Origin of the sequence: Kitasatospora sp. NPDC048286 (assembly GCF_043201735.1) — a bacterium.
In the GTDB taxonomy this organism is placed as follows: Bacteria; Actinomycetota; Actinomycetes; order Streptomycetales; family Streptomycetaceae; genus Kitasatospora.
On the sequence record NZ_JBICZE010000012.1, the window covers coordinates 136,683 to 149,416 of the forward strand.

Genomic DNA, 12,734 nt, shown 5'->3' on the forward strand with positions numbered 1-12,734 from the left:
GGGCGGGGGGGGGCGGCCCCCCGGCCGTCTCCGGGGGGGCCCCCCCGGGGGCCCCCCCCCGGGGGGGGGGGGGCGCCCCCCGGGCCGCGCCGAACCCACCTTCCGTACATTGGGATGACGTGGCTCGAACCAACTCGCGGCCGACACGACCGCCCGCACGGCGAGCATCCGATCCTCGCCCTGCCGGCTCGTCCGCCGTGCTGTTGGGCCCCGCCCGGTGAGTCCCGCCGCCTCGCCGTCTCGACGCGTCCGGCTCGCGGCGGCTGCCGTCGAGTGATGAACTCCCCGCCCGGCCGGGGTCGCACCGGGAACTCCGCCCGTCAGGAGGCAGTCCCATGGCCGTTCTGTGCAGACCGGCGATAGCTGTGCCAGAGCACGTCATCACCAACGAGGAAACCCTCGAACTGGCACGCCGACTCCACCCCGACCATCCCCAGCTCGATCTGGCGTTGCGCCTCATCAAGAACACCAGAGTGCGGAAGCGGCATCTGATCCAACCCATCGACGTGGTGCTGAAGCACCCGGGGCTGGACGAGCGGAGCGCCGTCTTCGAGGCCGAGTCCAGGGCCCGCGTCCCGACGGTCGTGCTCAGGGCCCTCGAACATGCCCAAGTGGAGCCGTCACAGATCGACCTGATCGTCTATGTGTCGTGCACCGGTTTCATGATGCCGTCGCTCACGGCGTGGCTGATCAACAAGCTGGGCTTCCGGCCGGAGACCCGGCAGCTGCCGATCGCACAACTGGGCTGTGCGGCCGGAGGTGCGGCGGTGAACCGGGCCCATGACTTCTGTTCGGCCTACCCGGGCGCCAACGTGCTGATCGTCGCCTGCGAGTTCTGCTCGCTGTGCTACCAGCCCACCGACCTGGGCGTGGGATCGCTGCTGTCCAACGGCCTGTTCGGCGACGGGATCGCCGCCGCCGTGGTCCGGGGCGAGGGCGGGACCGGGATCCGGTTGGAGCGTAACGGCTCCTACCTCATCCCGCACACCGAGGAGTGGATCTCCTACGCGGTCCGCTCCACCGGGTTCCACTTCCAGCTGGACAGACGGGTGCCGGGGACGATGGAGCCCCTCAGCCCGGCCCTGCGTGCGGTGGCGGAGCAGCACCACTGGGACGTGGGCATGCTGGACTTCTACATCGTCCACGCCGGCGGCCCACGGATCCTGGACGACCTGAGCCACTTCCTGGAGGTGCCGTCCGAGGCGTTCCGCTTCAGCCGGGCCACCCTCACCGAGTACGGCAACATCGCCAGTGCGGTCGTGCTCGACGCCCTGGCCCGGATGTTCGACGAGAGGTCGGCTCTCGACGGCCACCACGGGCTGCTGGCCGGGTTCGGCCCGGGTATCACCGCCGAGATGTCCCTGGGCACCTGGGCATCGCCCGATTCCTGACGCGCGAAGGAGAGCGCTCCACCTTCCGGGGCCGGGCCGGTCGAGGCCGTCGTGGGTCCGGTCGCCCAGGGTGCCGGGTGGCGCTGTCGGGTGGCTACCGTCCCGTGCCCCCGCTCCTCCATCCGGCCGCCCGTCCGGCCGCCGGCGTACTCCGACCGGTCGATCCGGACGGGGGTCGGTGCCGGCGCACCGCCGTGGCAACAACGCGGGGACCGACTCCTGTGTTTGCCTTCGGCTCTGGAGGTGTGCCTGTGAAGATCGGAGACGGAACGCCCGGGAAGAGTATTCCCCCCACTGTCCCACGACGGCCGCTGCTGGCGGTGGCCGGGCTGGCGCCGGTGCTGGTCGGCCTGGGATGTGACACCGCCGCACAGTCGGCTACAGCCCGTGCTCCCGGCGGTGGTCAGCCGGCCGTGCCGGTGCCCACCCCGGTGCCCACCACCGAGGCGGACTGGGTCGACGTCGTGCGGGCTCTCGGCCGGCCGGGCAGGCTCATCCGCGGGACCTACCACCACACGCCCTTCCCCCGGCACGACCTGCACGTGGTCAGCCGCGGCGTCGTCGTCAGCCCCGGGCTCGCACTGGGCTCGCACGTCTCCTTCGCCCGGTACGACGACGGCGGCACGCTGCTGATGGGCGATCTGGTGGTCACCGCAGATGAACTGCCGGCCCTGACCGACGCCCTCCATGCCCACGGGATCGCCCAGACCGCCATCCACAAACACCTGCCGGCCCAGACTCCTGACGTCTGGTGGACCCATGTCTGCGCACACGGCCATGATGCCGCGGCACTGGCCCGCGGGCTGCGGACCGCGCTCGACTCCACCGGCACTCCACCGCCCCACCCGTACCGGCCCCACCCGCCCTGCCCCCTCGATCTGGACACCGCCGGCATCGATGCCGCGCTGGGCGCCAAGGGCACGAGCAGCGAGGACGTCTACGCCTGCGTCTTCGTCCGCCGCGAGACCATCATGGAGGAGGGGCACGTCCTGCCGGCCGGCCTGGGCGCGACCTCGGCCTTCAACTTCCAGCCGCTCGGCGGGGGACGGGCCGCGCTCAGCGGCGACCTCTCCATGGTCGCCGCCGAGGTCCAGGAGGCGCACGCGGCGCTGCGGCGGGGCGGTATCGACCTGGTCGAACTCCACAACCACGGTCTGACGGACGAACCGCGCCTCTTCTTCACCCACATCTGGGCCGAGGGCGATGCCGTGGCCCTGGCCAGAGCGGTCCGCCCCGCGGTCGCCGCCACCAATGTCGTGCCGGCCACCGCCTGACCGACCGGCGCCGGTGGCAAGCCTCGGCCATGTCCGACGAGCGCGGCCGGCTGCCGGGAGCGCACCCGGGACTCCCCCCGCCCCCGCGCCAAGTGGCCGCCGGCCGTCCCGAGGGGGGCGCCCTGGTTCCCGGCAGGTTCGGTCGCGATGCGGAGCGCACGAAGCTCACTGATACTGAGCCCGATGGGCGGTGACGGAGCGCAGCACTGTTGCCACGATCCGCAACGCCCGGCCGTGCGCCGTCGTGGGCGCAGCAGCCGCTGGGCGGGGCGGACGGAGGCCACGACCGGCGACCACCCGCTTGGCGGCGTACCGACCGCCGAGTCCTGGACGGAGAAACCGAGGATGCTGAACCGACGAGACCTCCTCAGGGCCGCCACCATAGGCGGCCCTGTGGTCGCCCTCTTCCCATGGGGCCTCACACCGAGCCCGGCCCATGCCGCGCCGGCCGCACTGCTGGCCGGTCCGGCCAGGTCGGGGCCCAGGAGGCGGGCCGCCCGGATCGTCCCCTTCGAACACGCCATGCGGGTGCCCCCGGTGCTGAGTCCGGTGTCGCGGACAGACTCCTCGGACCTGTACCGGCTGCGGATGGCCGAGACGGAGGTGGAGATCGTCAAGGGGCTGCTGACCACCGTCCGGACCTACGGCGACTGCTTCCCCGGTCCGACCATCCGGGCGGTCAAGGGCCGGGAGGTGGTGGTCCAGCAGACCAACGACCTGAGCGTGCACACCTCCGTCCACCTGCACGGCGGCAATGTGCCGTCGCGGTACGACGGCCTGCCGATGGACCTCGTCGAGCCCGGCGAGACCCGCGAGTACCGCTACCCCAACGAACAGGTGGCCGCCTCGCTCTGGTACCACGACCACGCGCACCAGCTGGAGGCCGAGAACGTCTACCGCGGTCTGGCCGGCGCCTACCTGCTCAGCGACCCGCACGAGAGCGGCCTGCCGCTGCCGAGCGGCGAGTTCGACATCCCACTGCTGATCCGGGACGCCCGGATCGAGACGGACGGCAGGCTGGTCTACACCGACCCGTACGAGTGCCCGCACATGCTGGTCAACGGCAAGGAGCGGCCCTACTTCGAGGTGGCGGCGCGCAAGTACCGCCTGCGGGTCTTCAACGTCTCACCCAACCGCCACGTATCGCTGCGCCTCGCCGACGGCGAGCCGTTCACCCAGATCGCCTCCGACGGCGGGCTGCTCGCCGGGCCGGTGCAGTTGGAGGAACTGACCCTGGCCGGCGCCGAACGCGCCGAGATCGTGGTGGACTTCGCCCGCTACCCGGTCGGCGAATCGGTGGTACTGGAGAACACGGCCGCGCTGGAGACCGAGCGGTCCGAGGTGCTGCGTTTCGACATCACCCGGGAGGCCGAGGACCGTAGCCGGATCCCGGACGTCCTGGCCACCCTGCCGCCGGTCCCGGAGGCGACGGTGCATCGGGAGTTCTGGCTGACGACCTTCCCGGACACCAGGATCAACGGGCGCAAGTACGACCCGGACCGGACCGATGTGCGGACCACCCTCGGCTCCAGCGAGATCTGGACGATCCACAACCACCTCACCCGCAAGCCGGCCGGGGTCTTCCACGCCCCCCACTCCTTCCACACCCATCTGGTGCGGTTCCGGGTGCTGGACCGCGACGGGGAGCCGGTCGGCCCGGCCGAGGCCGGGCTGAAGGACACCGTCCCGATCAATCCGGGCGAGACCGTCCGGATTGCCATGACCTGGGGCGACTACCCGGGCCAGTACGTCTATCACTGCCACCACATGGTGCATTCCTCGCACGGCCAGATGGGCCGGATCGACGTGCTGGCCTCAGCGCCGGAAGACTCCGACCAGGAGTCGGACGAGACCGACTCGTCCTCGTCCTCGGATGCCTCCGGGTTCGGAGCCGGCCGGTCCGGATCGTCGGCGTCCGGAACGGGTCGGCGGCGGCAGCGGCAGCACGGTCGATACCGCCACGGGCACCGCGTCGGCGTCCGGGCCTGACCCTGTCGGGCATCCCGGCGTTCGACTTCCTGTGATCACGGTCGTGAGCCGGTCTCGCGGGCACCCAGGGCCCGCGAGACTCCCGAGGAGTGCGGAGCGGTGGGCAGTGCCGCGTTCACGGCCCCGCGATCGCGCCACGGGCCGGGCGGCGGATCGGCCACCGGGCCCAGGGGCCCGTCGTTCGCCGAACCTAGGACGCGCCGAGAGCCCAGCCCTCCGGGTCGGTCCAGGCGGACAGGGTGCGGCGGCTCTCGAAACGGCACTCGCGGCCGGTCAGCGGGTCGGTGAACTCGACAGCGGAGGCGAGGAGCTGGAGCGGGCGGCGGAAGTCGTCCGGAGCCGGTTCGGGCAGCACCACCGGGTAGACCGGGTCGCCGAGGATCGGCACGCCGAGCCCGCACATGTGCAGGCGCAGCTGGTGGGTGCGTCCGGTGAGCGGGCGGAGCCGGTAGCGGGCGAGGCCGTCGCGGTGGTCGAGCAGATCGATCCGGCTCTCGCTGTTCGGCGGGGCGTCGACCTCGCGGGCCGCGATCACGCCCCGTTCCTTGACGATGTGGCTGCGGACGGTGCGCGGCAGGCTCAGCGCCGGGTCGTAGGGGGCGACGGCCCGGTACTCCTTGCGGACCAGCCGGTCGTGGAAGAGGGTCTGGTAGGCGCCGCGGTCCTCCGGCCTGACCACGAACATGGCCAGGCCGGCGGTGAGCCGGTCGAGCCGGTGGGCGGGGCTCAGCGCGGGCAGGTCGAGGGCGTGCCGCAGCCGGGAGAGGGCCGTCTCGACGACGTGCCTGCCGCGCGGGGTGGTGGCCAGGAAGTGCGGCTTGTCGACGACGACCAGGTGATCGTCCCGGTGCAGCACCTCCAGGTCGAACGGGACGCGGACCTCGTCCGGCAGGTCCCGGTAGAACCACAGGTGCGCGCCGGGCCGGAACGGCGCGTCGGGCGCGACCGGCCCGTCCTCGCCGACGATCTCCCGCCCGTGCAACGCCGCGTCGATCCGCTCGGCCGCCACGGCCGGCAGCCGCTCGACCAGGTGGGCGCGAACGGTCGGCCAGGGACCCTCGGCCGGCAGCCGCAGGTGCACCGGGTCCACGCCGTTGCGCTGTGGGAGGGGGGAGGCCGGGCGGCGGCTCTTTCGTCTCATCTCGCGGCCCAGCCTAGTCGGGTGCGCCCGGCCGTCCTCGTCCGAGGTGCCGCCCGCGGGGGCGCAGAGCAGAGTGGACGGTAGGCCCGCTCAGCCGCTCAGCTCTGGAGGACGCGTGACCGCCGCCGACGGCTCGGCCGGTATGCCGCCGCTGCACGTGCCGCGACGCGCCCGGCTGCTGCTGTACGCCTCCTTCGCGCTGCTGGTCGGCGCCGTCGTGGCCGATCTGGTGACCGGCCCCGGCACGACGCTCTCCCCCGTCCTCGCGGTGGCGCCGGTGCTGGCCGGAGCGGCCACCCGCACGGCCCGGGTGCCGCTGATCGCCGGGGCGATCGCCGTCCTCGCGGTCGGGCTGCTGGAGTCCACCAACACCGATCTGCCGACCGGGGTGCACGTCACCGCGCTGATCACGGTGCTCGCCGCGACCCTGGCCAGCGCGGCCAGCGTCGTCCTGGTGGCGGCCCGCGAGCGCGAGCTGTTCCAGGTCCGGACGGTGGCCGAGGCGGCGCAGCGGGCCCTGCTGCGCCCGCCACCGGAGCGGATCGGGCCGCTGCGCCTGGCCGTGCGGTACGTGGCGGCGGCCGCCGAGGCCCGGATCGGCGGGGACCTGTACGCCGTGGAGGAGACCCGCTTCGGGGTGCGCATCCTGCTCGGGGACGTCCAGGGGCACGGCCTCCCGGCGGTGGAGACGGCGGCGGACGTCCTCGGGGTGTTCCGGGAGGCCGCACGGACCGAGCCCGACCCCGGGCGGCTCGCCGAGCGGCTGGACGCGGCGCTCGCCGCCCGGCAGCGGGACGAGGGACGGTTCGCCACCGCGCTGCTGCTCGACGTGGCGCCGGACCGGGGGCCCGTGCGACTGGTGAACTGCGGCCATCCGCCCCCGCTGCTGCGCCGGGCGGGCCGGGTGAGCGAGCTGGGGCCCCCTTTCCCGGCGCCGCCGCTGGGGCTGCTCGGGCTCACCGGCGACGCGTACCCGGACCGGCGGTTCGACCCGGAGCCGGGCGACCTGCTGCTCCTGCACACCGACGGGGTGTCGGAGGCCCGGGACGCCGGGGGCCGCTTCTACCCGATCACGGAACAGCTGCCCGGCCTGCACGGCAGCACCCCGGCGGACCTGCTGGACTCCGTGCTGGCGGACGTCGGCGGCTGGGTCGGGGACGCCGGGCTGGCCGACGACGCGGCGGTGCTGGCGATCCGCTGGGAGCCGTGACCGGGCCGCGCCGGCGGCTCCGGGAAGCGGCCGGACGCGATTGTCAGTGCCGTGTGCAAGGCTCGGTTCACGGTCGGCGGGGAGCCGGCCGCCCAGGATGTCGACGGTCGACGAGGGGACGGTGTCATGGGGAGCAGGGCAAGCGGGTCGTTCGAGTTGACGGCGTTCGAGCCGGTGGAGACGGAGGAGCGGGAGGGCGCGTCCTTCGGGCGGGTCGGCATCGCCAGGACCTTCACCGGCGGGCTGAGCGGGGCGAGCGAGGTGCGGATGCTCTCGGTCGCGGGCCCCACCGGCAGCCCGGCCTCGTACGTCGCGGTGGAGCACGTAACGGGTGAACTGGGCGGGCGCGAGGGCTCGTTCGTGCTCCAGCACGCGGCCTGGGGCACGACCGGCACGACGATACGCGTGGTGCCGGGCACGGGCACGGGCGAGCCGGCCGGGATCACCGGGGAGTTCCGGCTCACCGTCGACGAGTCCGGCACCCACACCTACGTCCTGGAGTACGAGCTGGGCTGACGCCGGCTGCGGCGCGCGCAGCCGGCTGCCCGAGCCGTCAGAGGACGGGCTGGCCCGCCTCCAGCCGCTGGATCGCGGTCCGGACCGCGTTCGTGTAGCTCCAGAACAGCGGCAGGGTGTTGGTCGCCCGCTCGGCGCGGGTGTTCTTGCCCGGCGCGAACATCGCGACCCGCAGGTCGGTGGTCATCTCCAGCTGGGCGCCCATACCGAGCAGGCTGCGGTTGCAGATGTTGTCCGGGGAGATGCCCGCGATCTCCTCCTCGCCGGAGGCGGTCACGGCCCGGATGCCCGCCGCCGCGAACTCCTCCATCAGGTACTGCCGGAGGGTGGCGTTCAGGCCGCCGACGAGCACGGCCTGGGCGCCGGCCTCCAGGCCGGCCTGGGCGGCGGTGCAGCCGTGCAGCGACACCACGTTGCGGCTGCCGGCGCACATGGCGCGGGCCACCGCGTCGTCGCAGTGGGTCGAGGTGACGTGCAGTTCGCTGTTGTTGGAGGAGCGCAGGCCCTCGAACATCCAGAAGTCGTGCACCGGCCCGGCGGCCGGGGTCGGGGTGAGGTCGGCCGGGTGGTAGCCGGCGATGGCCAGGCACAGTTCGGAGGTGCCGACCTCGATGCCGCCGCCGTGCGGGGCGATGACGGTGGTCCGGACGAACGGCGTACGGCTCTGCAGGCTCTGGTCGTCGATCAGGTGCCTGCGGTAGCGGCGGCCGTAGTCCACGCCCTCGACCACGGTCGAGCTGGCGTAGAGGGCCGTGTTGGAGGGGTAGAGGTCGGCGGCGGCGCTCGCGGGGGTGCTTCCCACGGCGGCGCCGAGGGTGCTGAGGGCCGGGGCCGCGGCGAGCGCGGCGATCAGGGTTCGACGATTGATCACGGTCAGGGATCATGACAGGAGGTGGGCGATAGGCAAAGACCCCGTAACGCCGTCACCAAGTCGACGCCATGTCACGGCGGGATCGGCCTGACGGTGCGACACCGGCTCGACGGACGCGGGCCGCGTCCGCTGGAGCGCCCGCCCACGCTGTCACGATGATGCGATCAGTGCACGATCGACATCGGAGGGTGGCACATGCCCGACACTGCGGTGGATCGTACGACGGCGGTGAACGCGGAGGCGGAGACGATCGAGCAGGTGGTCGGCCGGCTGCGGGAGATCGGGGCGGCGCTGCCCCCGGCCGACGGGGTGGCGGTCTTCGACCGGCTCTACCTCACCGTGACGGAGGCGGTCCTCGAACGGCTGGGCACCGGGTACTTCGCCGACCCGTCGGCGGTGGCCGAGCTGGACGTGGTGTTCGCCGGGCGGTACCTGCGGGCCGTGGCCGCCGACGCGGCCGGGCAGGAGCCACCCGCCTGCTGGCGGCCGCTGTTCGCGCTGCGCGCCCACCCGGGCGTGCACCCGCTGCAGTTCGCGCTGGCCGGAATGACCGCCCACATCCAGCACGACCTGCCGCTGGCCGTCGTGGACACCTGCCGCCGCCGGGGCTGCGGGCCGGCCGACGTCGAGGAGGACTACCGCCGGATCAACCGGGTGCTGGCCGAGGTGGAGACGGCCGCCCGGGAGCAGCTGATGCCCGGGCCCGACCTGCTGGAGCTCGCCGAGCCGCTCACCCACCTGCTCGGCGCCTGGTCGGTCGGGGCCGCCCGCGAGAGCGCCTGGGGCGCCGTCGAGACCCTGTGGGGCCTGCGGCACCTGCCGGGCGCCGCCCGGGCCTTCGCCACCGCGCTGGACGGTTCGGTCGGACTGCTCGGCCGCGCCCTGCTGCTCCCGCTCCGGTCCCTGTTCCCACCCGAGCCGGGCACCGGGGACACCGGGCCGGAGGACGGCCAGGACACCCTCCCGGGCACCGGGCACCCCTCCCCCGCACCGGCCGCAACCGCAAGCACAACCGCAGCCGCAACCGTCCGGCTCCCCGAGGCGAGGAACCGGACGGCCCGCGGCGATCAGGCCCAGCTGGAGTGCAGCGGCTTGCCCTCGGCGTAGCCCGCCGCGCTCTGGATGCCCACGATGGCCTTCTCGTGGAACTCCTCCAGGCTGCCGGCGCCCGCGTAGGTGCAGGAGCTGCGGACGCCCGCGATGATCGAGTCGATCAGGTCCTCGACACCCGGCCGGGCCGGGTCGAGGAACATCCGGGAGTGCGAGATGCCCTCCTCGAACAGCGCCTTGCGGGCCCGGTCGTACGAGGAGTCCTGGGCGGTGCGGTTGCTCACCGCGCGGGCCGAGGCCATGCCGAAGCTCTCCTTGTACTGGCGGCCGTCGGCGGCGGTCTGGAGGTCGCCCGGGGACTCGTAGGTCCCGGCGAACCAGGAACCGATCATCACGTTGGAGGCGCCGGCGGCCAGCGCCATCGCGACGTCGCGCGGGTGGCGCACGCCGCCGTCGGCCCAGACGTGCTTGCCGAGCCGGCGGGCCTCGGCGGCGCACTCCAGGACGGCGGAGAACTGCGGCCGGCCGACGCCGGTCATCATCCGGGTGGTGCACATGGCGCCGGGGCCGACGCCGACCTTGAGGATGTCGGCACCCGCCTCGACCAGGTCGCGGACGCCGGCGGCGGAGACCACGTTGCCGGCCACGATCGGGATCTGCGGGTCCAGGCCGCGCACCGCGCGCAGCGCGCTGATCATGGACTCCTGGTGGCCGTGCGCGGTGTCGACGACCAGCACGTCGGCACCGGCGTCGATCAGCGCCTTGGCCTTGCCCGCGACGTCGCCGTTGATGCCGACGGTGGCGGCGATCCGCAGCTTGCCGGCCGCGTCCACGGCCGGGGTGTACAGGGTGGCGCGCAGCGCGCCCTTGCGGGTGAGGATGCCGACCAGCCGGCCCTCGCCGTCCACGACGGGGGCGAGCTTGCGGTGCGCCTCGGTGAGCTTGTCGAAGGCGGTCCGCGGGTCGATGCCCTCGTCCAGCACCAGCAGCTCGCGGGACATGATGTCGGCCAGGCTGGTGAAGCGGTCCACGCCCTGGCAGTCGGAGTCGGTGACCACGCCGACCGGCCTGCCGTCCTCGACCACCACGAGGGCGCCGTGCGCGCGCTTGGGCAGCAGCGACATCGCCTCGGCCACGGTGGCGCCGGGGGCGAGCGTGATCGGGGTGTCGAAGACGAGGTGGCGCTGCTTGACCCAGGAGACGACCTCGGCGATGACCTCGGTGGGGATGTCCTGCGGGATGGCGACCAGGCCGCCGCGGCGGGCCACGGTCTCGGCCATCCGGCGGCCGGCGATGGCGGTCATGTTGGCCACGACCAGCGGGATGGTGGTGCCGGTGCCGTCGTTGGAGGAGAGGTCGACGCCCTGCCGGGAGCCCACGGCGGAACGGCTGGGGACCATGAAGACGTCGTCGTACGTGAGGTCGTACGAGGGCTTGAGGTCGTTCAGGAAGCGCATGAAGAAGGGCTCTCTGGCTGGGGGGATACACCTCGGGTGCGGTTGCGGCGATGCCGCCGGAGCGCACTCGGGCGCCCGGCACCCAGCGTTCGATTCTCCGTGAGGGTGGAGGCAAAAGCCAGTTCGAGGAGCATTGCTGGGGCTGTACACAAACCGTGATCAATGCTCCGCGCGTAGACATGGAGGATCATCCAAAGACCCCCTCCGACGTCCGGTTTTCGCCCCGGTCCGGAGCGCTCCCGTAGCATTCACGCGGTAACGGGCATGGCTTCACGCGTGTGGGCGTGGCGAACGGGAAAGCGACAGCAGGCGTGGGCATCGGGCAGACCGACATCGGGCAGACGGACATCGAGCAGGACCGGATCGAGGGCGGCGAGGAGGAGATCGACTACGGTCCCGGCCTCGACCCCGAGCGGCTGAGGCTCTGCCTGGAGGTGCTCGCCGAGCTGGACGAGCTGCACGTGGACCACCCGGACGCGATCACCGTCCGCCAGGCCGTCGGCGGCATATTCCGCACCCTCAAGCAGCGCCGCCGCCAGGAGACCCGTGCCCGCAAGACCGCCAACGACCGCGCGGTCACCGCCCGCACCGCCACCGGTGCGCCCACCCGGATCGACGACGAGACGGCCGGCGCCTTCGGCCTGACCACCGTCACCACCACCGAGATCGCCGGCATCCTGGAGCGCCCGCGCTCCTGCTACACCTGCAAGCAGCGGTACGTCGAGGTCGACGCCTTCTACCACAACCTCTGCCAGGACTGCGCGGTCAAGAACCGCTCCCGCCGGGACGCCCGCGCCGACCTCACCGGCAAGCGCGCGCTGCTCACCGGCGGCCGCGCCAAGATCGGGATGTACATCGCGCTGATGCTGCTGCGCGACGGCGCCCACACCACCATCACCACCCGCTTCCCCAACGACGCGATCCGCCGCTTCAAGGCGATGCCGGACAGCGCCGAGTGGATCCACCGTCTCAAGATCGTCGGCATCGACCTGCGCGACCCGGCCCAGGTGATGGCGCTGGCCGACGAGGTCGCCGCCGACGGCCCGCTGGACATCCTGATCAACAACGCCGCGCAGACCGTGCGCCGCCCGCCGGAGTCCTACCGCGAGCTGGTCAACGCCGAGTCCGCACCGCTGCCGGCCGGCGAGCTGCCGCAGGCCACCACGATCGGCCGCTTCGGCAGCGGCAGCGTCGACCTGCCCGCCCTCCCCCACCAGGCGAGCGGCGACCCGCAGCGGATGGCCGCCGAGGACGTCACCTCGCTCGCCCTGGTCACCGGCTCCGCCACGCCCGCCCGGATCGCGGCCGGCACCGCGATCGACGCCGGCGGCCTGGTGCCCGACCTCGCCGACACCAACAGCTGGGTGCAGACCGTCTCGGAGGTCGGCCCGATGGAGCTGCTGGAGGTCCAGCTCTGCAACTCCACCGCGCCGTTCATCCTGATCAGCCGGCTGCGTCCGGCGATGGCCGCCTCCGGCTCCCGCCGCAAGTACGTCGTCAACGTCTCCGCCATGGAGGGCGTGTTCTCCCGCGGCTACAAGGGCGCCGGCCACCCGCACACCAACATGGCCAAGGCCGCGCTCAACATGCTCACCCGCACCAGCGCGCTGGAGATGTTCCAGACCGACGGCATCCTGATGACCGCCGTCGACACCGGCTGGATCACCGACGAGCGCCCGCACCCGGACAAGATGCGTCTCGCCGACGAGGGCTTCCACGCCCCGCTCGACCTGGTCGACGGCGCGGCCCGGGTGTACGACCCGATCGTGCGCGGCGAGGCGGGCGAGGACCTGTACGGCTGCTTCCTCAAGGACTACGAGCGCGCCAACTGGTAA

10 protein-coding genes are annotated in these 12,734 nt (G+C 73.0%); 7 read left to right on the forward strand and 3 right to left on the reverse strand.

Going from position 1 to position 12,734, the window contains the following annotated elements; all coding sequences use genetic code 11:
* The first annotated feature begins 335 nt into the window (after positions 1 to 335).
* The 3 genes from ACGF13_RS27630 to ACGF13_RS27640 all read left to right on the forward strand — a co-directional run bounded on the left by ACGF13_RS27630 (position 336) and on the right by ACGF13_RS27640 (position 4,654).
* Entirely contained in the window at positions 336 to 1,391 is a 1,056-nt protein-coding gene (locus tag ACGF13_RS27630; protein ID WP_392879962.1) for a type III polyketide synthase, read from the forward strand.
* A gap of 413 nt (positions 1,392 to 1,804) precedes the next feature.
* A complete protein-coding gene (locus ACGF13_RS27635) occupies positions 1,805 to 2,665 on the forward strand; it encodes a DUF1259 domain-containing protein (RefSeq protein ID WP_392879964.1) in 861 nt (286 codons plus the stop codon).
* Between the two features lie 345 nt (positions 2,666 to 3,010).
* On the forward strand, positions 3,011 to 4,654 hold the full coding sequence (locus ACGF13_RS27640; RefSeq protein ID WP_392879965.1) for a multicopper oxidase family protein: 1,644 nt from the start codon (positions 3,011 to 3,013) through the stop codon (positions 4,652 to 4,654).
* 190 nt (positions 4,655 to 4,844) lie between these two features.
* Here the strand turns inward: ACGF13_RS27640 and ACGF13_RS27645 are convergent, their stop codons facing one another.
* Positions 4,845 to 5,795 carry an RluA family pseudouridine synthase gene (locus ACGF13_RS27645; RefSeq protein WP_392879966.1) on the reverse strand — a complete coding sequence of 317 codons (951 nt, stop codon included), beginning with the start codon at positions 5,793 to 5,795 and terminating at the stop codon, positions 4,845 to 4,847.
* Positions 5,796 to 5,910: 115 nt separating this feature from the next.
* Between ACGF13_RS27645 and ACGF13_RS27650 the strand changes: the two genes are divergently transcribed.
* A complete protein-coding gene (locus ACGF13_RS27650; protein ID WP_392879968.1) occupies positions 5,911 to 7,005 on the forward strand; it encodes a PP2C family protein-serine/threonine phosphatase in 1,095 nt (364 codons plus the stop codon).
* Between the two features lie 126 nt (positions 7,006 to 7,131).
* On the forward strand, positions 7,132 to 7,521 hold the full coding sequence (locus ACGF13_RS27655; protein ID WP_392879970.1) for a DUF3224 domain-containing protein: 390 nt from the start codon (positions 7,132 to 7,134) through the stop codon (positions 7,519 to 7,521).
* Positions 7,522 to 7,558: 37 nt separating this feature from the next.
* Here the strand turns inward: ACGF13_RS27655 and ACGF13_RS27660 are convergent, their stop codons facing one another.
* Positions 7,559 to 8,398, reverse strand: a complete 840-nt coding sequence (locus ACGF13_RS27660; protein ID WP_392880289.1) for a poly-gamma-glutamate hydrolase family protein — start codon at positions 8,396 to 8,398, stop codon at positions 7,559 to 7,561.
* Between the two features lie 189 nt (positions 8,399 to 8,587).
* Between ACGF13_RS27660 and ACGF13_RS27665 the strand changes: the two genes are divergently transcribed.
* A complete protein-coding gene (locus tag ACGF13_RS27665) occupies positions 8,588 to 9,499 on the forward strand; it encodes a DUF5995 family protein (RefSeq protein WP_392879971.1) in 912 nt (303 codons plus the stop codon).
* On the opposite strand, the gene ACGF13_RS27670 is transcribed toward ACGF13_RS27665, so the two are convergent.
* Positions 9,460 to 10,899 (reverse strand): GuaB1 family IMP dehydrogenase-related protein, encoded by a 1,440-nt coding sequence (locus ACGF13_RS27670; RefSeq protein ID WP_392879972.1) that lies wholly within the window; start codon positions 10,897 to 10,899, stop codon positions 9,460 to 9,462. The genes ACGF13_RS27665 and ACGF13_RS27670 overlap by 40 nt on opposite strands.
* Positions 10,900 to 11,246: 347 nt before the next feature.
* On the opposite strand from ACGF13_RS27670, the gene ACGF13_RS27675 reads away from it, so the two are divergent.
* On the forward strand, positions 11,247 to 12,734 hold the full coding sequence (locus tag ACGF13_RS27675; protein ID WP_392880291.1) for an SDR family NAD(P)-dependent oxidoreductase: 1,488 nt from the start codon (positions 11,247 to 11,249) through the stop codon (positions 12,732 to 12,734).